The 24,658-nt window shown below is 46.7% G+C and carries 20 protein-coding genes; 12 read left to right on the forward strand and 8 right to left on the reverse strand.

Annotation, left to right across the window (positions count from 1 at the left end; genetic code table 11):
- Positions 1 to 82: 82 nt before the first annotated feature.
- Positions 83 to 2,284 carry a tetratricopeptide repeat-containing sensor histidine kinase gene (locus tag NFI80_RS08585; RefSeq protein ID WP_235163419.1) on the reverse strand — a complete coding sequence of 734 codons (2,202 nt, stop codon included), beginning with the start codon at positions 2,282 to 2,284 and terminating at the stop codon, positions 83 to 85.
- Positions 2,285 to 2,508: 224 nt separating this feature from the next.
- On the opposite strand from NFI80_RS08585, the gene NFI80_RS08590 reads away from it, so the two are divergent.
- Positions 2,509 to 3,141 (forward strand): hypothetical protein, encoded by a 633-nt coding sequence (locus NFI80_RS08590; protein ID WP_235163418.1) that lies wholly within the window; start codon positions 2,509 to 2,511, stop codon positions 3,139 to 3,141.
- Positions 3,142 to 3,204: 63 nt separating this feature from the next.
- Positions 3,205 to 3,927, forward strand: a complete 723-nt coding sequence (locus tag NFI80_RS08595; protein ID WP_235163417.1) for a LytR/AlgR family response regulator transcription factor — start codon at positions 3,205 to 3,207, stop codon at positions 3,925 to 3,927.
- 50 nt (positions 3,928 to 3,977) lie between these two features.
- Here NFI80_RS08595 and NFI80_RS08600 read toward each other — a convergent pair whose 3' ends face one another.
- The 4 genes from NFI80_RS08600 to NFI80_RS08615 form a co-directional block, all read right to left on the reverse strand.
- Entirely contained in the window at positions 3,978 to 5,708 is a 1,731-nt protein-coding gene (locus tag NFI80_RS08600) for a tetratricopeptide repeat protein (protein WP_235163416.1), read from the reverse strand.
- A 25-nt stretch (positions 5,709 to 5,733) separates the two neighbouring features.
- Complete coding sequence (locus NFI80_RS08605) at positions 5,734 to 7,098, reverse strand: RagB/SusD family nutrient uptake outer membrane protein (RefSeq protein WP_235163415.1); 1,365 nt, start codon at positions 7,096 to 7,098, stop codon at positions 5,734 to 5,736.
- A gap of 17 nt (positions 7,099 to 7,115) precedes the next feature.
- Complete coding sequence (locus NFI80_RS08610; protein WP_235163414.1) at positions 7,116 to 10,226, reverse strand: SusC/RagA family TonB-linked outer membrane protein; 3,111 nt, start codon at positions 10,224 to 10,226, stop codon at positions 7,116 to 7,118.
- A 124-nt stretch (positions 10,227 to 10,350) separates the two neighbouring features.
- Positions 10,351 to 11,235: a DUF1684 domain-containing protein gene (locus tag NFI80_RS08615; RefSeq protein WP_235159117.1), complete on the reverse strand. Its 885-nt coding sequence runs from the start codon at positions 11,233 to 11,235 to the stop codon at positions 10,351 to 10,353.
- Positions 11,236 to 11,649: 414 nt separating this feature from the next.
- Between NFI80_RS08615 and NFI80_RS08620 the strand changes: the two genes are divergently transcribed.
- From NFI80_RS08620 to NFI80_RS08630, 3 genes are read left to right on the forward strand one after another with little or no spacing between them, the layout of a single operon-like run.
- On the forward strand, positions 11,650 to 12,654 hold the full coding sequence (locus NFI80_RS08620) for an ABC transporter transmembrane domain-containing protein (protein ID WP_026629139.1): 1,005 nt from the start codon (positions 11,650 to 11,652) through the stop codon (positions 12,652 to 12,654).
- Positions 12,647 to 14,026 carry an HlyD family secretion protein gene (locus tag NFI80_RS08625; protein WP_233798786.1) on the forward strand — a complete coding sequence of 460 codons (1,380 nt, stop codon included), beginning with the start codon at positions 12,647 to 12,649 and terminating at the stop codon, positions 14,024 to 14,026. Before NFI80_RS08620 ends, NFI80_RS08625 begins: the two co-directional genes overlap by 8 nt.
- Position 14,027: 1 nt before the next feature.
- Complete coding sequence (locus NFI80_RS08630; protein WP_235163413.1) at positions 14,028 to 15,476, forward strand: TolC family protein; 1,449 nt, start codon at positions 14,028 to 14,030, stop codon at positions 15,474 to 15,476.
- 11 nt (positions 15,477 to 15,487) lie between these two features.
- Here the strand turns inward: NFI80_RS08630 and NFI80_RS08635 are convergent, their stop codons facing one another.
- Complete coding sequence (locus NFI80_RS08635) at positions 15,488 to 16,330, reverse strand: AraC family transcriptional regulator (RefSeq protein ID WP_235163412.1); 843 nt, start codon at positions 16,328 to 16,330, stop codon at positions 15,488 to 15,490.
- A 74-nt stretch (positions 16,331 to 16,404) separates the two neighbouring features.
- Between NFI80_RS08635 and NFI80_RS08640 the strand changes: the two genes are divergently transcribed.
- The 4 genes from NFI80_RS08640 (at position 16,405) to NFI80_RS08655 (ending at position 20,346) form a co-directional block, all read left to right on the forward strand.
- Entirely contained in the window at positions 16,405 to 17,286 is an 882-nt protein-coding gene (locus tag NFI80_RS08640; RefSeq protein ID WP_235163411.1) for an SDR family oxidoreductase, read from the forward strand.
- Positions 17,287 to 17,440: 154 nt separating this feature from the next.
- On the forward strand, positions 17,441 to 18,286 hold the full coding sequence (locus tag NFI80_RS08645) for a chromate resistance protein ChrB domain-containing protein (RefSeq protein WP_235159121.1): 846 nt from the start codon (positions 17,441 to 17,443) through the stop codon (positions 18,284 to 18,286).
- A 121-nt stretch (positions 18,287 to 18,407) separates the two neighbouring features.
- Entirely contained in the window at positions 18,408 to 19,595 is a 1,188-nt protein-coding gene (locus tag NFI80_RS08650; protein ID WP_235163410.1) for a chromate transporter, read from the forward strand.
- A gap of 19 nt (positions 19,596 to 19,614) precedes the next feature.
- Entirely contained in the window at positions 19,615 to 20,346 is a 732-nt protein-coding gene (locus NFI80_RS08655; protein WP_235163409.1) for a DUF2490 domain-containing protein, read from the forward strand.
- A gap of 15 nt (positions 20,347 to 20,361) precedes the next feature.
- Here the strand turns inward: NFI80_RS08655 and NFI80_RS08660 are convergent, their stop codons facing one another.
- Entirely contained in the window at positions 20,362 to 20,757 is a 396-nt protein-coding gene (locus tag NFI80_RS08660) for a DUF4406 domain-containing protein (RefSeq protein ID WP_235163408.1), read from the reverse strand.
- A 243-nt stretch (positions 20,758 to 21,000) separates the two neighbouring features.
- On the opposite strand from NFI80_RS08660, the gene NFI80_RS08665 reads away from it, so the two are divergent.
- The 3 genes from NFI80_RS08665 to NFI80_RS08675 all read left to right on the forward strand — a co-directional run bounded on the left by NFI80_RS08665 (position 21,001) and on the right by NFI80_RS08675 (position 23,939).
- Positions 21,001 to 21,501, forward strand: a complete 501-nt coding sequence (locus NFI80_RS08665; RefSeq protein ID WP_235163407.1) for a DUF3291 domain-containing protein — start codon at positions 21,001 to 21,003, stop codon at positions 21,499 to 21,501.
- Between the two features lie 107 nt (positions 21,502 to 21,608).
- On the forward strand, positions 21,609 to 22,163 hold the full coding sequence (locus NFI80_RS08670) for an alpha/beta hydrolase (RefSeq protein ID WP_235163406.1): 555 nt from the start codon (positions 21,609 to 21,611) through the stop codon (positions 22,161 to 22,163).
- A gap of 186 nt (positions 22,164 to 22,349) precedes the next feature.
- On the forward strand, positions 22,350 to 23,939 hold the full coding sequence (locus NFI80_RS08675) for a M12 family metallopeptidase (protein ID WP_235163405.1): 1,590 nt from the start codon (positions 22,350 to 22,352) through the stop codon (positions 23,937 to 23,939).
- A gap of 247 nt (positions 23,940 to 24,186) precedes the next feature.
- On the opposite strand, the gene NFI80_RS08680 is transcribed toward NFI80_RS08675, so the two are convergent.
- On the reverse strand, positions 24,187 to 24,648 hold the full coding sequence (locus NFI80_RS08680; RefSeq protein ID WP_235163404.1) for a hypothetical protein: 462 nt from the start codon (positions 24,646 to 24,648) through the stop codon (positions 24,187 to 24,189).
- Positions 24,649 to 24,658: the final 10 nt, after the last annotated feature.

The following is a 24,658-nucleotide window of genomic DNA, read 5'->3' on the forward strand; positions in this document are numbered from 1 at the left end:
CACCTGGAAAAGAAGAATTTCCTATGTAACAATGCAGTGAAAAAATGTTATGGAGAGCGAAATAGTCTTAACGCTTTCCCTGCTACTGGCTCAGCAATGGCAACGAAATATGGGCAATGGTTCCTTGCTGATCGGTCCTTTGTTCAATTGAAAAGCTGGCTGAACCGGGATATTGCGTATTAATCAAGTCGATTCTCTCTTTAATAGACTTTAAGCCAATTGATTTTTCTTTGTTAACATTAATTACTGTCCGGTTTGTCTTGCCATGCAGCCCAATTCCATTATCTGTTACGGTAATAAGCAGCGTTTGATCTGATCGCTGCATGGCAACGGCAATATAAGCGTCCGGGATACCCGCACCGATGATCCCGTGCAAAATCGAATTTTCTATCAAGGGTTGAATCAGCATGGGCGGTAAAAGGATTGTGGGTAGCGAAATATCGGCCGAAAGCACAAAACTGTAAGTGAAAGAATTATTATAACGCATTGCTTCCAGTTCTGTATACAATTGCAGCGATTTCCATTCTTTATCGGCCGGAACCAAACTTTTAGTCGAATTTTCCAGGATTAACCTGCTTAAAGAAGCGAATTTTTGAATCAGCCTGGAAGCTGTTCTTTTGTCATTATCCATAATGTAAGACTCAATTGAATTCAATACATTAAAAATAAAATGCGGATTCATCTGGGAGCGAATTGCTCTTAATTCACTTTCTGATAATTGATATTGATATTCTAATTTTAATGTGCTTTGTTCGGCCTCCTGCCGCTGCAGAATATTGGCAAACCTTAATCTTCTGATCCTGTTAAGGTTTAAAATATAAATCAAAACAGAAGCCAACGTGATAATCGCCAGAATTCCGTAAAGCCAGAGCTGCCTGATTTCCAGCTGGTTAAGTTTCTGCTCCTGAGAGAGGGCATTTAACTTACTGGATTGCAGTTTTTCGTTATTTTTAGAGATCAGCAACTGCCTTTCTTTTTCCCTTCTTACGAGTTTTTCATTTTCTAAAAGCGCATTTTGCAAATTCCTTAGTTGCAAACCTCGTTGTAGTTCCGCATTATTAAGGGCAAGTTGTAATTGATTTTGTTTGAGTTGTCCCTCAGCTAAAACTTGTTTCTGCTTATAAATGGCTTCGGTTTTGTCAAATTCATATTTCATTCCCATTCGGGTGATCTCATTTTTCTTTTTGTCATTACTAATGCTATCTCCGTATTCTTTAAAAAGCTTATAATAAAACAGCGTACTATCCGGCGCTTTCAAAGCATTATAAATTTCACTCAATCCCAGGCTTGCGTCCCTTTTAATTTCAGCTACGTCGAGATCCCTGGCAATTTTCAAAGCATTAAGGCCGTAGGTTTTTGCCTTTGCATAATCCTGCTGCTGATAAAAAGCGTCTGAAATATTCTGCATATTGAATCCAAGGCTCTTTGTATTGCTAAGCTTTTCATTTCCTTCGATTGCTTTAAAACCATATTTTAAAGCCAGATCTGATTGACGCAATTTGGAATAGTATGCCGACAGATTCCCATTTTCACGCGCACTTCCGCGCGTATCCCCTATTGAATCGGTTATCGCCAATGACATTTTGCTATACTTAATCGCTTCATCAATATTATTATTCTTGAAATGAATTGTCCCGATATTAGTGAGCGTGCTGGATTGACCCACAGCATGTTTGTATTTTCTGAAAATGGGAAGTGCTCTCTGGTAATTCTGCATAGCCACTTTATAGTCGCTCATTTCATTGTGAACAGTTCCAATGTTTGTCAGTGTGATCGCAACATTGAGCTCATTCTTCAAAACTTCGTGTTTTTGAAGCGCTTCCAGATAATATTTAAGTGCCTCAGCAAATTTGGATTGTGTCATGTAAACCAATCCGATATTGCTCAGGTCGGCGGCAGTCCCCACCGCATTATTCACTGCGTTATCAATGCTTAGGGCCTTATTTAAAGATTCCAGTGCTTCGGGATACATCGACAGGTAGAACTGGCTAATTCCCTTCATACGGTGCGCATTGGAAATGTATGTTTTGTCCTTCATATTGTCTTGAAAGGATAAAACTTCTTCCGCATACGGCAAGGCAAGTTTCGGACTCAATCTCATATTTTCCGAGCCAAGATTCAAAAGTATCTGAGCCCTTTTTTGATCCTTTTGCGTGTGAGTTTTCAGAAGCTGTGTGAGCGAATCTATCTTACCTGTTTGCGCATTGCCGGGCACCATACCTATAATGGTCAAGCCTATTGATGCAAAAAGAATTCTTAATAAGCAGGATTTTGAATTAAACATTTTGTGCGGGTTAAGCAACTGGCGGATCAATAAAGTTATGTATAATCTGCTAAGTAACATGATGCTGCCGCTAGGCCATCACCCAGCTCTGCTAACCTGAAAGCCTGCTTCGCTCATTGTCATAAAATACCACCGGAAACGACCATAAGTTTGGGACATCTTAATCTCAACTAAACAGTCACAATAAAAACAAGATCATGAGAAACTTACTTAACATCTGCAAAATGCTCCCGATACTTGTATTGGTGCTTGGGAGCTGCAAGACCAAATCGCCGGATCCGCAAAATACGCCCATAACCATGAGCGACCTTACCGATTATTACCTGGTAGCCGAACACAAAACGGGCGGAAACAAATTAACAATCATATCTTTTGCCAAAGATGGGGATGTAGTAAAGGCGGATATACATTTACAGGGCATGTTGAGAATACTGGAAGGAACCTTGCAAGGTTCAACGCTCAGTCTGGATTTTCACTCCAACGGGCAATCGATATATTCTTTCGAACTGGAAAAGAATGCTGATGGAAGCCTGAAATTGAAATCCTACGATTTTATATATAATGGTGAAGGCAACCAACTAAGCTATGCAGTGCTGGCCAAAAAATCGGATGCATTTTCATTTGACAATAGTTCCTTTAAAGTAAACTCGGAACGTCTCAAATTCATTAAAGACAACGATGCGGAGACATTGTGGTGGTTGGGAAGAAGTTACCTTGTTTACAAGTTGGCTAATGTGGGATTCAAATCAAATCAGGATGAATTAATGGGTGCAGCAGTTCCAAACTGGCGAGGAATAGCCAAACCGGTTATGTTGATTGAACAGGAAGATAAGATTTGGATCGCAGAAAAGGAATGACCAGTAAACCGGGAGTTGCCAGCATCGAATAAAATAGCCAAATTGAGTTATAAAAACCCGATTATGTTGAAAGCCGCAATTTTAGACGACGAGATCAGGGGAAGTAAATTACTTGCCCAAAAATTAGCAGTTTTTGAAAGCGAGCTTCACGTGGTCGGCGTGTTTAATGAACCGGTCCCGGCGGCCGAGGCCATTACAGGACTGGGCATAGATGTACTTTTCCTGGACGTTGAAATGCCCGTCCTGAATGGATTCCAATTTTTGGAGCGGTTAGGAAGTTTTGATTTCGAGGTGATTTTTACTACCGCCTACGATAGTTATACATTGGAAGCCCTCAGATTAAGTGCCGTGGATTACTTGCTCAAACCAATTGACGAAGAAGAACTGCAAACTGCATTTACCCGCTTGAAAAAGCGGGTAAATGAGAAAGCAAGCTATAAAACAGTTAAAGCAGAAAAGAAATCGAATAACCGCCTGGCATTACCCACTGCGGAGGGTGTTTACATTGTTGACAAGGCCAACATTATCAGGGTGGAGGCCATGAGCAATTACAGTGTTTTTTTGCTTACCGAAGCGAAAAAGATCGTCGTCTCGAAAACCCTTAAAGAGTTTGAGCCCGTTTTAAACGACGCTCAATTCATGAGAATTAACAGATCCGTTATCGTCAATCTGGACTTTGCGGTTAAATATCGCAAAGGCGACGGGGGCACACTGGAATTGTCCGACGGTTCTGAAATCGAGGTTTCTCCACAAAAAAAGGAAGCGCTGCTGGCTTGGTTGTTTTGAAAACTACGATCGCAGCTTCTGTTGACAGGCTAAGGTAAATTCTCTGTGAGTTACAGCGGGTACAACGACTTTTCTCCTTCTTTGATCACTTCGCTCAGTTGTGCAGCAAGCTCTTTTGCCTTCCCCAGATCCCCTTTTTTCTGATATACTTTGTAAAGTCCCCAAAGCGCATTTGCACTGTTGGGACGTTTTTTAGCCAGGTCTTCATATGCCTGTATTGCCAGATCGTATTTCCCGGCCTTCAAATAAACCTCTCCCAGGCTGATCAATACGGGCCTTGCGTATGAAGGCGGTTCGCTGTAACCGAGATCATGTTCCTTTTTTTGTGCAATTTTAAGCAGGCGGATGGCTTCCGCATTGTTATTTTCAAGGTTTTGGATTAAGCCCTGCAATTCCAGTGATGCCACATTCAGGTCGCCCAGCCTTCGCGCTGCTATGGCGTCGTCGGCCGGAGATTGGTTGCCATTGCGGTACAAATGCGCGTCGAGCGCGTCGGAATATTTTTTGGCTTCTGCGGCTTTGCCTCTTTTTACGGCATCCATCCCCAACGCAAAAAGATACAGGCCGTCCTTATATGCAATGGCCTTTGTGGTAAAGATGCTGTCTTTGCCGTTGATCAGTTGCAGGCGGTCAGCGGCTTTTTTGTAATAGCCAAAACAGAGCTCCATTTTCGCGGGAGCAACAATTCCCTGGTAAAAAAAACGACCTTCATATTTAGCTTTGCGCTCCTTGGTAACCGGCATATTTTGCAACTTTTCGGCGTAATAGAGAGCAGTTTTGTAATGGCCGTTCTCTGCACTGTTAGAAAGCAGGTAATTGATATTGTGAATATAATTCCAGGTATCCACTTCGGGGATGCCCTGTTTTTTCATGTAAATAGAATCCACAGCAACAGCTTCCACAAACGCCTCGTGCGCCTTCTGATACTGTCCGAGTTTGAAATACACATGGCCTGGCATATGCACCATATGTGCCGCCCCAGGTGTGAGCTGTTTCATTTTTTCTGAACTTTTAATTGCTTCTTCCGGGCAGCAGTTCTCCATCAGATGGATCCAGTAATGGTGTGCGCCAGCATTGTCCGGATCATTTTTCAGCACGTCCCGGAGCAGATATTCACTGTAAATCTGACCGTCACGAGGGTTTAGTTCCACGTCATAGCCGCTCATTTTACTTAATGCCAAAAAGAGCTTTGCATCTACATCGCCGGGATACTTATGCACGATGATTTCGAGCTTTTGCTGATATAGCTTCCGGCTGCCGTCGCCAGGTGCGTCGCGGAGAAGAATCGCTTCTGCATACAGCTTTTCATGGTCGCTTGCCTTATCCTTCAACGCTTTGAGCTTTCTGACAGCAAGCTTTTTATCATCATCAAAATCCGGCCCTTCTGTGGCGCCGATAGCGCTGTACAGCCCCCAATAGGGCATTACAGCCGAAGAATCCAGCCGGATCGCCTCTTTGAATGATCGATATGCTTCAAAATCCCAGAAATCATGCAGCAGCGCCACGCCCTGGGCAAAATATTTCTGTGCCTGATCCGATTTCGTGCTGATCTTCATGGTGGAAGTGCCAATGCCTTCCAGGAACTGCGCGGGCGGGAGGTTGTGCACATAGGCGGTTTCCTTGCGATAAGCCTGAATATGGTCAAGGTGGTTATGGGCAAATTCGTTTTCGTCCACGTGGTTCGCGTGGTCATGGCCGCTGCTTTTTGTCTGTCCCTGCCGGTCACGCTGGGCAAATGTGGAAACGGAGATCAGACAACACAATACAAAAGAAAATCTCATATTTTTTTATTTAAAACAATGATAATCAATAACCTTTATTCTGAACCAGGTCCTTATCTGCGGCCAGGTCGTTGAATGGGATTGGGAAAATCCATTTGTCTGCATTGCCTACGCCCAACACTGCCCCTGCCCTGCCCGTGCGAACGAGGTCAAACCAGCGGTGCGGTTCCAATGCAAATTCGGCACGGCGCTCATCTTCGATAGCGCGCTCGATAGCTGCTTTGTTAGTAGAAGTAAAAACAGGAACTTTTGCTCGGGTTTTTACTGCATTCAGATCGGCTACTGCGCCTGCGAGATCGGGCGTCGCTTTTTTGGCCCTGGCTTCGGCGCGGATCAGGTATTGCTCGGCTATGCGGAACAGGTAAGTCGGATTGTCGTTTGTAGCGCGCCAGTAAAGCAATTGCACATAATAGTTCAAAATGGCCGGCGTGGACATATCCTTGATCAGCGCTTTGCGGTCGCCGCCTGTTGCGGGATCTTGCAAAAGCTTGAAAAGTGCAGGCCCGGGCCCAAACTGGTTGCGGTAACCGTCGCTCGACCATGCGCCATAATGTGCGCTTCTGTCGGCCGTGCTGTATGCCAGCTCAAAAATGGATTCCCTGGAATTTTTACTATTTATAAATGAGGCCCAGCTGATCAATTCGTAATTACTGTCGGAAATCAGCTTGGTAGCATATTCCTCAGCGTTTTCATATTCTCCCAAATACAAATGCAGCCGCGCCTTGAACGCCGAAACAGTCTTTTGCGTGACCCGGTTGCGATCCACTGTATTGCCCAGCAAACCTTCGGCTTTCGTAAGATCTTCCAGCACTTGCCTGTATACTTGCTCCTGGGTGCTTTGTTTTACCCCATCAAAATCGTCCGGTGCGGTGGTTGGTTTGAGCACAACAGGCACATTGCCCCACGCACGGGCCAGGTCGAAGTAGGCAAGTGACCGCAGAAAATAAGCCTCGCCCGAAATTTGCTTGCGTTGTGCGTCGGTAATGGTCTTGGAATCAAGCTTTTCAACTTTATCGATCACATTGTTCGCGCCGTTGACCACGGTGAAAATGGTGGACCAGACGTTGTTCAGAAGCGTATTATCAGACCGGTAAGTGTGGGTAATGAAGGTCGCATAGTAATTCAATGTCCCTACCCAGATATTATCGCCCCCGGCAAGATAAGCCGCGGCTTGATAGCCGTCGCCGCCGTAATAGTTACTGCTCTGAACCTTGTCATACACACCCAGCAAGGCAGTTTCAGCAGTGGCAGCATCAATGATCACCGAACCGTCGGAAATGGATTGCTGCGGTTCCGCGTCCAGAAAGTACGACTCGCAGGAACTGGCCAGCAGGCCGGTAAGCGCCAGCAGCGCAATGTTGTATCGGAAATAAGAAGTGAACTTTCGCATGATATTTCAGGCAATGATTAAAAAGTAAGATTGATACCGAACTCTACCGTACGCGGATGCGGAGGCATCGAAAAGTCGAGACCCTGTACAGTGGCATTAGCAGTGTCCTGGGCAGTGTTGATCTCCGGGTCCGGGCCGGAATATTTAGTCCAGGTGAGCAGGTTGGTTGCATTCACGTATACCTTGGCATTATCGATCCGGATCTTCGACAGCCAGTTTTTTGGCAATGAATAACCCAGGTAGGCGCTGCGGAGGCGGATAAATGAGCCGTCTTCCAAAAAGCGGCTGCTTTCGAAATTGTGGTTGTTGCTGCCGTCTTCATTAGGCAGAATGGTAACGCGGGGGATGTCCGTCACATCGCCCGGTTTTTCCCAGCGGTCCATCATGCTCGCCAGCATCGACCAGGAAGTTCCGCGCGAACCTGCGTGCTCCTGAAAATATCGGTTCATATTAAACACTTTGTTGCCCTGAGAGAAATAGAAATTGAGCGAAAAATCGAAGTTTTTGAAACGCACCGCATTCCTGAGGCTGCCGTAGTAGGCTGGCCATGCATTGCCCACAATCTGCCGGTCGGCGGTGGTAATGCGGCCATCGCCGGTGCGGGAATCGTCGTACACGGCATTGCCATTTTGCGGATCCACATAAAGCTGTTTGTAGAGCCAGAAAGAATACATCGGCGAGCCTTGTTCCAGCCGCACCCAATCGCGGTTGTATTGGGTAAATGAAATGGGGAGTTTCTCGATGCGGTTGGCATTGTGGGCGAGATTAAAGCTCGTTGTCCATTCCCAATCCTTATTGGAAAGATTGGTGGAAGTGACCTGGAATTCGAAACCCTTGTTGCTCATTTCGCCGAGGTTCTGATAGGAGGATGAGAATCCGGTTTTAGCAGGCGTCGGCACAGAGAGCAGCAGGTCCGTGGTGTATTTGTTGTAAATATTGAATTCAAATATCAGCCGGTTGTTGGCCACGCCGCCTTCGAGCCCTACATTCCATTGGCGCGTCGTTTCCCATTTCAGACCGCCATTACCCAACTGTGCCGGTGCTACGCCTGGCTTGTCGAGGTAATTATTCCCGCCCGACCAGAGACCCAGCGATGCAAAGTCAGGAATGCTTTGGTTACCAGTCCAGCCTATGCTCGCTTTGAGTTTGAGATCGTTCAGGAAAGCGAAATGATCTTTTACAAAACCTTCCTGACCGATGCGCCACGAAGCGCCCACCGACGGAAATGTGCCCCAGCGGTAGTCCGCGCCGAAGCGCGATGAAGCATCCGTGCGGACGTTCACATCCACGCTATACTTGTTATCAAAACTATAATTTGCACCTCCAAAATAAGAAAGTAGTCCCGAGTTCGTCACGCCGGTGGTGGTGCCGGTGGTAATCGCAGCTGCCGAAATGGTTGTGAATTGCGTGCCCGGGAAGTTCGTGCCCGTGATCACCGAACGCTGAAATTCGTTTTTCTGCAATGTGTTACCCAGGAACACCGACAGGAAATGACGCTCACCCAGCGGTGCATTGTAGTTCAAAAGCTGCTCGGCGATCCAGGTGCGGTCGAGCGTAGTGGCGTCCGTTGCGCTGCCGTTGGAAGCCTTTCCTTCGGTGAGGTTAGCATTGTAGTAGACCGCTTCCTTGTAATAATTGTCGTCCAGGCTCCATGAGCTTTTGAATGTCAGGTCGTCCGTCAGGTTCCATTTGAAATAACCGTTGGCGATCAAATGTTTTCCATACGCGTGATTATTGCTGTTTTCGAGCAACACATAAGGGTTATTGAATCGCTCGCCGCGGTTGTAGGAGCCATCGGCGGCGAAGATCGGCGTCAATGTGGGCGTATGTAAACCGGTATTCAGGATCCCGCCCGTATCCCCCGTGCGTGCGAGCTGGCGTTTGGTGGCGCTGTAAGAAGTGCTCACCCCTACCTGCACTTTGCTGTTGATATTATGGTCCACATTAATGCGGAAACCCAGCCGGCGGAAATCCTGTAATTTCAGGATGGAGTTCTGATTCGTAACCTCGCCGCCGAGGTAAAATTGCGTTTTTTCATTGCCGCCTGTTACGGACAAATTGTTGGATTGCTGAACAGCCGTGCGGAAAACGAGGCTCAACCGGTCGTAGGTTCCCTGGTCTTCGGGGTTACCCTGCCCTCCTTCGCTTACCGGCCGGAATGGCCGCGTCGCCGAAGGGTTTCCATCATTGATCCACTGCTCATTCATGATCTGCGCGTGTTGCGGGCCGGTGGTAAGGTCCCATAATTTGGGTGCCTTGGCAATGCCGAGGGAAGTGTTGAACGAAATCTTAGTCTTCCCACCTTTTGCACCGCGTTTGGTGGTGATCAGGATTACGCCATTGGCACCCCGCGCGCCGTAAATGGCTGTGGCATTAGCATCTTTAAGCACCTCAATGTTCTCGATATCAGCCGGGTTAATGTCGGCCAGCGGATTGGTCGTTTGCCCGCCGGTGCGTACGCCTTGTAACGACTGGCTGTTTATAAAAACACCGTCAATCACATACAAAGGATCATTTCCAGCATTGATAGACGTCGCCCCGCGCAAGCGTACAAGCACGCTCCCGCCTTCTACGCCCGAGTTGGAGGATATCTGGAGCCCCGGTGTCAGTCCCTGGATTTTTTCACTAAAACTAACCCCATGCTGGTTGGCGATCTCGCCGGATTTAATGTTGGAAACCGCACCGGTTCCGGCCCCTTTTTTCAGTTGGGTGTATCCTACCACCACAATTTCGTTCAGCTGCTTGTCCGAGGATTCGAGTTGCACTTCAAAGAATTTGCGGCCGGCGAGCGGGATTTCCTGCGTTTTGAAGCCTACGAACGAAAACACAAGTACCGGATTCTCTCCCGGCGCAGGCTCCGGCACATTTAATTGAAAACCGCCTTCCAGATTGGTGGATGTACCCGTGCTGGTGCCTTTTAAAACAATGTTCACCTCGGGAATGCCATCGCCCTTGTCGTCTGTGATCTTACCGGAAACCGATCTCTCGGTCTGCAATGCAAAAGTTAAGTCTGCCGAAATACTGTTGGCCGTCGGCAGCAGAAAAAGGGAAATAAAAATCAATGTGACGACTGGCACCTCATTAACGTAATACAATATACGCGAAAGCCATGCGTAGTAGTGTTTCATGGTAAAAGAGAATTAAATGAGTGATAAGTGGAGTGATTGGAGCAGACGATTTCTTCCGGAGACAAGGCGCCTCCGAAGAAATCAGAATGAAATAATGCGGTTATGGATTCAGGAATGGCATCTGCTATTCGTGATCGCCGTAGCGTTTCTCACCTGCGGAGACGGCCAGGGCAAGCTTATTTTGCTTGGGAGGAAGCGGACAGGTTGCAAAAGGCGAAAACGCACAGGGTGGATTAATGGATTTATTGAAGTCCAGCCAGGCTGTCCCGTCTTCTTCCACGGAAGTGTAGAGAAAACGTCCGGCGCCATATGTTTCCTTTTTATTGGTTTGGTCGGCGAAGATGATAAACAGATTTTTAGTCGATCCCACGGCGTCCAGACGGTATTCCTTGCCATTTACAGAAAAAATCAATGTTCCGGGAGATTCCTGATCTGCGGTGCGGCCGGTAATGTCTGTGATCGAAACTTTCTTACCGGTGGTGGCTTCAAAGCGTGCTTTGACGAGCCATTTTTCCTGAACAGGATAGCGCTCAATGCCTGTAAACCCTTTCAGATATTCGCTTTCGAGGTCGCGTAACCGCACCGCATATTTGTCGCCGCGCTTGATAATGAACCACCGCAACGACTTGTGTTTGAGCGTTACAGGCTTTTCATCCGGAAAAATATCCAGCTCCGTCACAGGCTCATCGCCATTGAAAACGGCTGCATCTGGACTTGCTTTGAGTATGACCTTTCCCTTATCCAGCCAGATTTCACCCAGGAAAGGGTTGCTTTTATCTGCCGGGAACACAACATTGTTCTTACTATCTCCGCCGAAAGTGTTCTTTCCTTCATCAAGCCAGAACAAACCGGCCAGATTGAGCCAGCCCGATTCCGCTTTGAGGCTTTCGATCCGTTTCTGATGCCATTGCTGGATCTGTTCTTCGTAAGCCGTGTCGTTGAATGTGAATGCAGGCAATAAGTAAATGCCAGCCAGCAAGAGTAAATAATAGGAGTACTTTTTCATCATTTTTTGGATAAATTAAAATGAACGCTAACGCCTGGCGCGCAATGACGTCCAGTCCGCTGGCAAAAACTAAATGGTGGCTGTGGTACAAATGTAAACAATCAGTTTAATCTATCAACTTAATAGAGTTATTTTTTTAAGATACCTTCGCTGACCAAAATACCCACTCATTAAAATGGAATTGGAATTTGATTAGAATGAGATTAGAACAACGTTTGGTGACTATCGGTGACTCGTTTCCAGTGTATAAATTTTTGGTATTATATCGTAAATGTGATGTACAACATAAAGAAAGTGATGGTTTTGGAATGGTTTTAGAGAATTGTGACATGCGTGTTTTCGTTATTAATCCGGTTCAGTGATATACTGTCCTTTACGGAAACCGTAAATAGCCGTCTCTATCACATTTGCATATTAATGGGTAAAAAATTTAAGGTCGAAGTGCCAACCCCCTGGCAAAGGCTCATGGGAATGCTTTATGTCGAACGCTCGACAATCAATTACATATTTATTTACGCCATCCTGATCGGCTTGATCGGACTCACACTTCCACTCGGGACTACGGCAGTTTTCAACCTGCTTTCCAATGGTGCATTATACAGTTCGACATACGTGCTGATCGGCGTTGTCCTGATCGGAATCATAGTCGGCGGGATTTTGCTCATCGGGCAGCTGACGTTGGTGGAACTCATCGAGCAAAAAATATTTACCAAAGCCACGCTCGAATTTGCTTACAGATTTCCGCGGATCAAAAAATCGGAGTTGGAGGGTGAAAGTCCGCCGGAACTGGTAAACCGATTTTTTGATGTAATTACCATTCAAAAGGGACTGACAAAACTTCTTGTGGATATTGTAGCAGCCGGTGTTCAGATTGCGCTGTCTGCGATTTTGCTTTCATTTTATCACCCCATATTTATGACTTTCGGACTGTTGACAGTGATGGCTACCATTTTGGTACTTTTCCTCTATTACAAAAGAGGCGTCCAAACCAGCATTGAGGAGTCGCATTATAAGTATGAAGTGGTGGCTTACCTCGAATCTGTGGCGGGTGACCTCGATCTTTACCGCGGACAACCCGACAAGATGAGACAAGTGATTGTGAATACCGACCGCATTACAGCAGACTATTTACAGGCAAGAAACGATCATTTCTGGGTGCTTCGCAAATTTTTTGCCAGCTCGGTTATCCTGAGAACCTTGCTGATGGGCGGTTTGCTTTTTTTAGGATCTTATTATGTAGTGCAAAGACAAATGACACTCGGGCAGTTTGTTGCCGCAGAAGTGATCATTGTACAGATCAGCTACGCCATTGAGAAATTTATGACCAGTCTGGATACCATTTTTGATATGGTGACGGGAAGCGAAAAAATTGCCGCTGTAACTGATCTGGAATTGGTAGAAAGTGAGGTGCACCATGGCTAGATATGGAATTGACGTCACCAGCCGGGTTGACTGGGAGGAACTCGGCGTGCTCTCAGACAAACAGATTTTGAAAACGCGCGGGCCAAGATTGCTCGGCCGCGTTATGCTGATCCTCCTGTTTTTGTTCATCATTGTGCTCTTTCTGCCCTGGCGGCAAACGATCCCCGGGCGTGGCACAGTAACAGCGTTGACCCCGGAAGACCGGCCGCAAACGGTTCAGAACCAGATCGGTGGCCGCATTGAGCATTGGGCCGTTCGCGAGGGGCAGCAGGTCCAGAAAGGAGATACGATACTGGTGCTTTCAGAAACAAGTCAGTCTTACTTTGATCCCAATCTGCCTCAGCGTTTGCAGGAACAACTGAGAGCAAAAGAAGGATCCGAGATTGCTGCAGCCCAAAAAATGGATGCTACCAACGACCAAATCGCTGCCATGACAAATGGCTTGAAATTTCAGCTGACGGCGGCAGAAAATAAGGTAGACCAGGCTGTCAATTATGTGCAGGCTGACAGCGCGGACCTGGTAGCAATCCAGAAGTTTTATGAAATCAGTAAATCCCGGCTCGAACGTTACGAAGCGGGTTATCGGAACGGCCTTTTTTCACTGACCGACATAGAAAGCCGCCGTTTGAAGTTACAGGAGGATAATGCCAAAGTGGTAAGCCAGGTCAACAAGCTGAATAACTCGCAGCAGTCGCTTCTGAATGCGCGCATTGAACTGGATAACATTCGCGCCAAATACATGGAATCCGTTGCCAAAGCACGTTCCGATTTAAGTTCTGCATTGTCCAGCCGGGTGAGCGCGCAGGGAGAAATTGCAAAGCTGCAGAATGAGATTTCCAATATTAACATTCGGCGCGGGCTGTATGTGGTGCGTGCCCCGCAGAGCGGCTTTGTGGTAAAAACACTGAAAGCCGGTATTGGTGAAAACATCAAGGAGGGTGAATCCATCGCCACGCTGCAACCCACGAAACCGAGCGTAGCGGTGGAATTATATGTGGATGCCATGGACGTGCCGCTAATCCTGGACAGCAGCGAGGTTCGCCTCCAGTTCGAAGGGTGGCCTTCCGTGCAATTTGCAGGCTGGCCATCGGTGGCGGTGGGCACATTTGCCGGCAAAGTGACGGTCATAGACCTGGTAAGCAGCAATAATGGTAAATATCGCATACTGGTAACCCCTTCAAATCCGGCACCTTACAATGACGAGCCGTGGCCGAAACAGCTGCGACAAGGCTCTGGCGTGTACGGGAGGGTGATCTTGCGCTCTGTGCCTATATGGTACGAAATATGGCGGTTATTGAACGGCTTCCCGCCCAGTCTGGAAAATGAGCCTGATAAAGCAGATGGTGGTGGAAAAAAGGATAAAGCGAACTAAAATGAACATGACAATAAGACGGGTCATGCTTGCACTTTGGCTAAGCCTCTTGCTGTTTGTCCAGAGTGTGTTTGCAAGCGTAACATCTGTCCCCGACTCTACAAAAATATTTTCGATAGCAGACCTGCGTGAGTTAGTGATGCAGAACAATCCGGTCGTTAAACAAGCCGGGTTACTGAGCGATGCCGCGCGGGCGAGGGTAACCCAGGCGCTTGGCAGTTTTGACCCAAACCTTAAAGCATCATTCGACCAGAAACAATTTGGTGGAAAAAATTACTATAACCATTGGACGAGTGAACTAAAAGTGCCATTGTGGCTGGCAGGAGCTGATTTAAAGATCGGGTTTGACAGAAATGTGGGCAGTTACACTAATCCAGAAACTACCACGCCGCTGACAGGTCTGGGTGGCGTGGGCATTAGTGTGCCGATTGGCCAGGGGCTGCTGATTGACGCTCGCCGAAATACCCTGCGTCAATCGCGCGTCATGGTAGCGTATGCCGAAGCAGAAAGGGTCAATGAGATCAACAAAGTTTGGTTTCAGGCTGTGAAAGATTACTGGAACTGGTTTTATGCGCATCAGCAATACCAGCTCATCCGTCGTGGCGTCGAGTTGGCAACCACGCGCTACACCGCCACGCGTAATCAGGCATTACTGGGCGAAAAGCCTGCAATTGACTCCGTAGAAGCATTTATTACGGTGCAGGAAAGATCGATCCAGCTGGCTAAGATTGAAATCGAGATCCAGAATTCCAGATTGCTTGTTTCCAATCACATCTGGGACGAAAAAGGAAATCCGCTCGAATTGCCGGAAGACGCCGTTCCCGTCAACGCCGACTCCGCTGTGGCTATTGTATCGGCCAACCACCTCGATGATTTGCTGAACCGTGCCGAAGACAACCACCCCAAGCTTCAAATGCTTCGCAATAAGGGAGTCCAGCTCGCTATTGAACGCAATTACCTGCGCGAAATGCTGAAACCAAAACTCAATGTCAGCGGCTCGCTGCTGACTACACGCAGGGATTTTAATTCTTATGTACCTGATTACTACGACATTGGATGGAATAACTATAAAGTCGGTTTTGATTTCTCGTTCCCGCTGTTCCTGCGCTCGGCACGGGGTAAACTGAGTGAGATCAAAGTGAAGCAAATGGACCTGAACCTCGATGTTCAAAACGAAGCACGAACCATTCAAACCAACATCCGCAGCTCGTTCAACAACCTGAAAGCATACCAGGCGCAACTCACTATCCAGACGCAAAGCATTGTGAATCAAAAATTCCTGGTTCGCGGTGAACTTCAAAAATTTGATCTGGGCGAAAGCACATTATTTCTAATCAACAGCCGCGAATCCAAGCTCATCGACATGATGATGAAACAAGCAGAACTTGTAACCAAATACCAGCAAGCCCTGGCAGACCTCTACTACGAAGCCGGGGTGAATCAGGATTGATTGGTTGTCGCTTATGCTCGCGCCCGGCTTACGCAAAAGGTTTTTCCCAAAAACTCCTGAACAAATTTCCTGGGTGTGGTAGCGAGGTAATACCTGAAGTCTTTAATGAGGTGACTCTGGTCGTGATAGCCGAACTGGGCGACGAGGGTTAGCCAGTCCACTTCGTCTTCTTGTTTTTGAATAAATTCGATAACCTGTTTGAAACGAAGCAAGCGGGTAAGTTCTTTGGTAGAAAATCCCATGTATTTTTTGAAACGCATTTGCACCATCCGCTCGGATAGATTGGCGTCAGCGGCAATTGCTTTTGAAGGTTTTGCAAAATCAATGTTGCTATCTTCAAAACCTGCCAGCAAGGGAATGCTTTCTTTTTCAGGTGCTTTGATAAATGCATGACCGTGTGCGATCAGCAACCCAATGCGGTCTTCGGTTGTGGGCATTCCTGCAAGTGCGTTCCATAACGCGTCGAATCCGGCAATGCCCAGCAACTGGTCGGGATCATAGATTTTTTCGGTTTCCATTTGTTCCGCCGGAATGTTGAAAAGCCTGTAAAAGCCATTGTGGTTGAATGTGATTACAATGATGTCCGTTTCCGGCAACACCTCGTAATGCAGCATTTTCCGCAACGGGCCCAGCATTACAACTTTTCTCGTTTCGTGCTCCTGAAACGCGCCATTACCAAACGACAATGGTAAAGGAACACCAAAATTAAATATCAGCATGATTTCTAAACTTGGCGACAAGTTCTGTGGCGTCCGTTCAAAATTGAGGTCTGTTTGAATACAGTAAAAGTGCTTGATCACGTCAGCCAATGCAGACGGAGCGTCAAAGTGCGTACCAATGGATCGCTTAGTCATTTCGTTTTCTTACAATTTTACCGACCATAGCTCGCTTAATTTTGACCTAAAATAAAACAAAAACTTTATCCAAAATGGCAACATCAGAATTAACAAAATTATTGGTAACCGGTGCAACGGGAACGATTGGAAAAGAATTATGCAAAATATTGTCAGCCAAAGGCGTACCCTACAAAGCCATGGTTCGTTCGGTCGCTCGTGCGCAGAACATGGACGATCTGGCCGGAGCCGAACTTGTAACCGGCGATTTCAATGATTCCGAATCATTAAAGTCAGCATTAACCGGAGTCGAACGGGCATTTTTGCTGACGAACTCATCGGAGCAGGCAGAACAGCAGCAGATTAGATTTGTTGACATAGCGCAAGAAGCTGGTGTTAAGCACATTGTTAAGCTGTCTCAATGGGCCGCAGACGCTGAGTCACCGGTGCGCTTTTTGCGTTACCATGCTGCGGTTGAAGCACATATCCACAAGTCAGGCATGCTATATACCTTCCTAAGACCCAACCTTTTCATGCAAGGACTGCTCGGTTTCCGGGATTCGATTCGTTTTCAGGGACAGTTTTACGGTGCCATTGGCGATGCTAAAATCAGCATTGTGGACGTACGTGACATAGCCGCCGCCGCAGCAGCAGCGCTCACCGATCCACGGCACGAAAATCAGGTTTATGCATTAACCGGTCCGGAAGCATTGTCGCACCACGAATTGGCGGATACGCTTTCTGCTGTCCTCGGCTACTCCGTTACATTTATAGACCTTACTTCTGAAATGCTTGAAGAAATGCTCTTGAAGGTCGGCTTCCCAACCTGGCAGGCTGAGGGACTTGTGGAAGACTATGCGCATTATAAGAAAGGCGAAGCTTCGGAAGTGGCTCCGGGCATTATGGATGCAACCGGAACAGCACCGCGCACATTTAGCGATTTTGCAAAAGATCACGCGGCGCTGTTCCGACCGTAGCGGTTGTGTGAATGCTGATGTATGTTTATAGAGCAGAAAAGTGAATTTTGGACCTCAATCACATACTGCTCATTATATTCCGAAGTTTTGTCAAGTGTCAATCGTTACCTTTGACGGACAAAACATTTTTGTATAGTCAGTTTGTATAGTCAGAATGAAATGGATCACCCGCGAACGCCCAAAAATTGACCGCATCGCCTGTCCCTGGCTGATCAAACGGTTCATTGATCCGGATGCACAGATCTTTTTCTTCCCATTTGATCAGGTTAAAGCCAAAGCAGCGGAACTGGGCGCTACGCCCTTCGATATTCCGGACACCGAATTTACTCATTATGAAGACCGCTGCACTTTCGACTTTTTTCTCGAAAGATATGAGATCGAAGATCCTGCATTAAAGGATATGGCTGTCATCATCCGCGGGGCTGATACTGACGACCATTCGCTGGCTGCTCAGTCATCCGGACTCTGGGCAATATCGGCTGGCCTCGCTTATAATATCAATGATGATCAGGAACTGCTTGAAAAAGGAATGCTGATTTATGATGCGCTTTATAGCTGGGCAACGCACCTTCAGAAACAAAAGCACACCCAAAACCCAACCGAGAAGCTGCTGCTGGCTGTTTTTAATACTTACCTGGATAAACAGAAATCTGAGCATCTTAAAACCCCTAAATGGGCAAAAGAACTCAAAGAAATCATTCAGGACCAGATCGATACCAACCTAAGTTTAAGCCTGAAAGAGATTTCGGAGGGTTTACAAATACATCCTTCCTACGTGTCCCGGGAGTTTTCGAAGTATTTCAGCAACCTGTCCTTTGGTGAATACATTCGCAAGCTGCGCATCGAAAAAGCCGTCGATTTGCTTGCAAACCCCGACCATACCTTATCCGAGATTGCTTATCTGACAGGGTTCTCAGATCAAAGCCATTTCAACAGGATCTTCAAAGCTCAAACGGGACAAAATCCGTCGGATTTCCGGAAAAATTTGCCAAAAAAGTAATCTCCGTACAAATCCGTCATTTCCATTCTATCATTTGGTCACTGGCTGCGCTAGTATTGCATTGTAAAGCAAATACGAGTGTAAACTTAGAGACATTCATGTCTTCGAAGAAAAAACATGTATGGAAACCCTGACGCAGCCACAAACAACTAAATACAGCCTGGCGGAGCTGACCAGCTATTTTCTGAAACTCGGTACGCTGGGCTTTGGCGGTCCCGTTGCCCTGATCGGCTACATGCACCGCGATTTGGTGGAAGACAAAAGGTGGATTAGTGAAGATGAATACCGCGAGGGCCTGGCCCTTGCCCAACTGGCTCCTGGCCCGCTTGCTGCCCAGCTCGGCATTTACCTGGGCTATGTGCATCACGGGATTTGGGGCGCTACCCTTACCGGACTTGCCTTTGTGCTACCGTCCTTTGTCATGGTAGTTTTGTTGGGGATGGCTTACAAACTTTACGGCGGGCTTCCCTGGATGCAATCTGTGTTTTATGGCGTTGGCGCAGCGGTGATCGGTATCATTACGCTAAGTTGTTACAAACTCACTATCAAATCAATCAGTAAAATAGAGCTACAAGCGATCAAAAGCAGATGGATCCTCTGGATTTTCTTTTTTACAATGGCCCTCGTTACTGCGATCACGCAGCGGGAAGAAGTGTGGCTTTTCATTCTTCTGGGCTTCATTTATATGGTCGTGAAAGCGCCGCCCGAATGGCTGCAGCGAAGGGATACATCTTTGTCTGTCATCCTCCTGGCTGGCACGGGCTTCTGGCAATATGAGCCTGGCGAGCTCGTCAAACTCGGATTATTTTTCACTCAGGCAGGCGCCTTTGTTTTTGGAAGCGGCCTGGCAATTATTCCATTTTTGCAGGCAGGTGTCGTTGGCGAAATGGGATGGCTCAATGAGCAGCAGTTCCTGGATTCCGTAGCGGTTGCCATGATCACGCCCGGACCGGTTGTGATAACCGTTGGCTTTATCGGCTTCCTGGTTTCCGGGTTTGCCGGGGCGGCTGTCGCTGCCTTGGGCGTCTTTCTTCCCTGCTTTGTTTTCACAGTTTTGCCCGCACCTTACTTCAAAAAAATCTCCAAGAATGCCAGTATCAAAGCATTTGTCGATGGGATTACAGCGGCTGTGGTCGGCGCGCTGGTCGGGTCGGTCATTGTAATTGCGACCCGCTCAATTGTTGATATTGCATCGGCCATCCTCGCAGTTGTGACCATACTTGCACTTATTTATTTTAAGAAACTGCAAGAACCTTACATTATCGTGGCTGCGGCGCTCATTGGTTTTTGCCTGAAAACGTACCTATAAATTCTGATTAATTGCTTTTATGAAAAGATTAGCTTTACTACTGCTTGTCCTGTTTTCAGTTCCGTCCCAAGCACAAAAACAAGTCAATAAGCTCAATGGCGTGTGGTTAGGTTATTTCAACCAGACCAGAATAACAGATAAATGGGGTATCTGGCTGGATTTGCATGCAAGAAGAACTGATTTTTTAGACCGCTGGTCCACACAGATCATTCGGCCAGGAATTACTTATTATGCCAACGACCACCTCAGGTTCACGGCCGGTTATGCCTATGCGCGCAGCTATCCCGCGGCTGGCCTGCACACTGTTCGGCCCGAGAACAGGCTTTGGCAGCAGGTGCTTTGGACGAGCCGTCAGAAGCGGCTGCAAACCCAGCAGTGGATCCGGGTGGAAGAGCGATTTAACCGCAAGATTGCCAATGACGCTTTGCAGGAAGGTTACAATTTCAACTTCCGGTTCAGGTATCTGCTCAATCTGATGGTTCCCCTAAACAGTGATTTCATCGAGCCGGGGACAGTGTTCTTTGCATTCAATGATGAAATTCATATCAATGCCGGCAAGCAGATTACTTATAATCTTTTTGACCAGAACCGCCTTTTCGTGGGCCTGGGTTACCAGTTTACCAAAGGGCTCAATTTACAAGTCGGTTATATGAACCAGTTTCAGCAACTTCCTTCCGGCAACCATTTTAACAGCAACAATGTGCTAAGGATTTTTGTGTTTCACAACCTGGATATCCGGGCCAAAAAGTAATAGTTTTCCCCTTTGCTATGCTCGACGGTCGGCTAAATTGGAAAGGGCTCTCTTATTTACCAATCCAGGGATTTCATTGATGCCTCTAAAAATGGCTTTTCCTTGATTCGCTCCCGTAGTCACCATTTCATCTGCCCCGGCAGAAGGGCCTCCAATCCTGAGAACTGCATCACATTTAGCAATTAGATCAACAGCCACAGGATGAAAGATCCTATTGAATATTTCGTCCCCCATGGTTTGCGAACCTGCGGCTTCGATCAATGGCAATGCAAACCATTCCCCCATTACCGGTAGGTGGCCTTTATTATAAACCTCCAAAGCCGCCTTTGTCATAGCATCTACATTTGCCTCAATCAGCTCCGGATTATCACCTGTTCCCGAACGATAAGGGCCGGCTACTAAGATCATCATTTGATTCATACCTCTGTTATTATGTTAATTAATATGTGTTTCTCATGAAAATGTGAGCAGAAAATCCAGTTCGGCCGCTGACCAGGCCCGGCTAACCAGATCAATAGCCGTTCACGAACTTCCCTATTATCTTTTCCCTATCCGATAACTCGACGCCTAATTCTGATTACTTTTGCGCAAGTTAGATCATTTCTGATCAATACCTATAAGTGCTTTGAAATAAAACTGATAAAATCCATAGCAATGCAGCAATACCAACTGGCCCAAATTAATGTGGCCAAGATGAAGGGAATTGATATCAATGATCCTGTGATGAAAGAGTTTGTAGACAATCTCGATGCAGTTAATGCACTTGCAGAAGTAAGTGAAGGTTTTGTGTGGCGTTTGAAAGCAGAGAATAACAACGCAACCGGGCTTGATCCCTTTCAAGACCTGACCATTATCACCAATGTTTCTGTTTGGCGGGATATACCGACTTTACAGGCATTTACCTACCGCTCTTTTCATGCTGAATTTTTAAAAAGACGGCGCGAGTGGTTTTTGAACTACGGAAAGGTATCCATGGCAATGTGGTGGGTTCCCGCAGGAGCATTGACTACGATGGAACAAGCCATTGAGCGGCTTGATTATCTGACGACAAATGGCCCTTCTTTTTATGCTTTTAGCTTTAAACATCCCTTTCCAGCACCATTATACGGCGCTGAACAGATCGTACTGAGTAGTAGTTATCCCAGTCAATGCTGACCGACATTCCCCCTGCATATGTCCGGTTTTGCCTGCCTGGCAGAGATATCATTTGAATAACTTTGATGGGTTGATAATTAAAGTCTGATTTCAAACTATAAAAGCTTATGGCAAATCGCATTATATTCTTTCACGGTGGCGGGTCGAAAGAAGATTATGACGCCGACAAAAAACTGGTCGAATCACTGGAAGACAGCCTGGGGGCTCCCTACTCCATCCATTATCCTTTCTTACCCAATGACGGATCACCGGATCTGGGGAGGCGAAACCAAATTAAGGAAGCAATTTCAGAAAGTGAAGATGGGGTCATCTTAGTTGCCCACTCCCTAGGTGCGTCCATGTTACTGGCATGCCTTTCCGAATTCAACATTGAGCGAAGGATTGCAGGCATTTTTCTGATTGCGACACCTTTCTGGGCAGGAAGCGAAGACTGGGTGGTGCCTTTTAAATTGCGTCAGGACTTTGCAGAAACAATCGATAAGAATATTCCGCTCTTCTTGTATCATTGCCAGGACGATGAGGAAGTTCCGTTTATTCAACTTGCTAATTATCAGCGGGAACTTCCATGGGCGACATTCCGAGAAATTCCATCCGGAGGGCACCAGTTGAATAATGACCTTCATGTCGTAGCAAAAGATCTTCTATCGCTCAAACTGGCGTAATCAGGCATATATCCGATAGCGACTATTAGCAAATTGCTTCGCAGGAAAAGTAATGCCTTACGTTTAGCGATTTTAACCCTCCCTTCACCGATTATCTCAGGCTTGCTGCCCGAACCAGATTTAGTTTTGATCATTCGAATGTGGGAAACATTCATTGAAACCAAATCATTTTAAAATCGGGCAATCATGAAAACAAACCATTTATTAGCCAAGACAACAATTGCATTGTGTGCGACACTTTATCTTACTTCGTGCCAGGAAATGGAGCCTGAAAAAGCGGTAGGCGCGTCGGCAGAAGCGAAAGTGAATGTCGTGGCGCCGGAAACGGCTTATCCCGGAGAAGATGGCATCACAAAACGAGGAAAGCTTTTTGGCAAAGAAATAACCTATTCAGAAATCGATGGAAAGGCGGTTTTCGAAGGCGATATCATCCTGACACCGGAACAACTGGGCCAAAACACTGGTGCAAGGACCCAGGCTTTCACCAAGATACATTCACTCTGGCCCAACAACTTCATCCAGTATATCGTGGACCCAAGCATTTCGGATGACAGTGCCATTCTCGCAGCGATTGCTGATGTGGAAGCTGCTACGCCATTGCGTTTTATACGTCGTCGTTCTCTTGCTGAGATTCCGGGTTATCAATTTGCACAGACAAGTTATGTGACATTTACACGCAGCCGGGGCTACTCATCTTCTATTGGCCGCATAGGCGGCCAGCAGTTTATAGGGATTCCGTTTTTCCCGACCAAAGGTGGTATTCTGCATGAGATCGGACACACAGCGGGCCTGCTGCACGAGCATACACGCTACGACCGGAACGCTAATGTTAAGGTTAATCTCAACAATGTTGCCGAAGCCGCAAAACCGAACTTTACAATCCTCGATAATGAGGGATATGACAACAGAAAATACGGCTCCTTCGATTTCGGCTCTATTATGATGCTCGACTCGTACGCATACTCACAAAACGGCCAGCCTGTCATGACAACGCTGGATAACAAGGCATTTACCGTGCAGCGAAGCCAACTGTCAGTAGGCGATGCCCAGTGCATTACTGCTATGTATTCCAATGTGTTTGCTGTTACGCCTACCGGCATTCTGGCGGGAGACGCGGCAACGGGCAAAAATGCACCATTGGCAACGCTTTACACCGGAGCAGGTGAGATTTATGCGTTGAAAGATCAATTCTTTCTGTCACAAGGCAATAAGGTGACGCAGATCAGATCGAAATCTGGCTGGGCTTATAATGTAACATCAGGCACAGGACCCGTAAATGGCATGACTTACTACAAAGGAAATATATTCACATTGCAAGATGGGAGCGTATGGAAAACCGAAGCTACAAATTGTGTTAGACAGCAATACACAGGGCCATTTTTCACCGGCGGAACCGCATTGGCCTACGCATTCGGGCTTCCCTACGCGGTGGTTGGCGACAGGCTCCACATTATTTCAATTGATGGTAAAAACAATAGTGTCATGGCATACGGATACAGCGGGGTTACCGAAATGGTGGGCTGGAAAGCCTGGCTTTATGTCATCAAACCGAGCGGCAAGCTCTATAAAGTAAACCCGACCAACGGCGACATTGTCCAACACGGAACCACAACTTTTTCGTCCAATGCCCAATTGACATGCACGGGTAAAAATCTGCTGGTTGTTAGCCAGGGCACATTATACAGCGTAGATGAAGCAGGGATTACAAAACCAATTTCAGGCGGCTGGGCCAATGTAACCGATATTTCAGCCGTCAATTCAGAAGATCAACCTTAATGTCTACATAGCAAATGACAAAAATCTCTGCACACTTTTCATTGTGCAGAGATTTTTTTTGCTAGCGATCCACACACGAATGCGCCTTTTGCTAACCTTATAATTGTATGAAAACAGAATAAGCTGGCATCCTGATTTGATCGACGAACATTATTCATTAATGGCCAGTATTATGATGGTGAAACGATGCATCAAACGGCACTTCTGTTACCATATTCATTCTGTCCAGGTGCGATTCCGCATTTTATCATGGAAAAACGGCAGCTCGCTGGGAAGTTATGAATTCGATCTGCTGATCCTTTCCGGGCCTGGCGTCACCGGGCTTAAAGCCTTCCCCGGTTTTGAAATCATAGTCAAATGCCAATCCTGACACATTTCTATGAGCAACATTCACGTGCTCTACGGAATAAATCTCGGCATTTATATTGGTCCCATACCATTGCGGCATTGGTTTTTGTTTCCAGGTTACCAGGGTATACTGTGCTCCTGGGCTTAGTTTGAGCAAAGAATCCTGAGCCGTTTGCAGCGCAATGTCATTGCCGTAAAGCATTGCAATCGTGCCTTTCTTGTTATTAATGATGGATTTGATCACCTTTTCATTTCCCGCATCGTACAGGTATTCAGGTGCAAGATCGGCAGTGTTGCGATCGTTGCAGGACATTACAAAAAGTGCCAGCGCTGTGATATATAGTGAAATAGTTGACTTCATTTTGGTGCTA

This window comes from Dyadobacter chenhuakuii (assembly GCF_023821985.2).
Taxonomy (GTDB): domain Bacteria; phylum Bacteroidota; class Bacteroidia; order Cytophagales; family Spirosomataceae; genus Dyadobacter; species Dyadobacter chenhuakuii.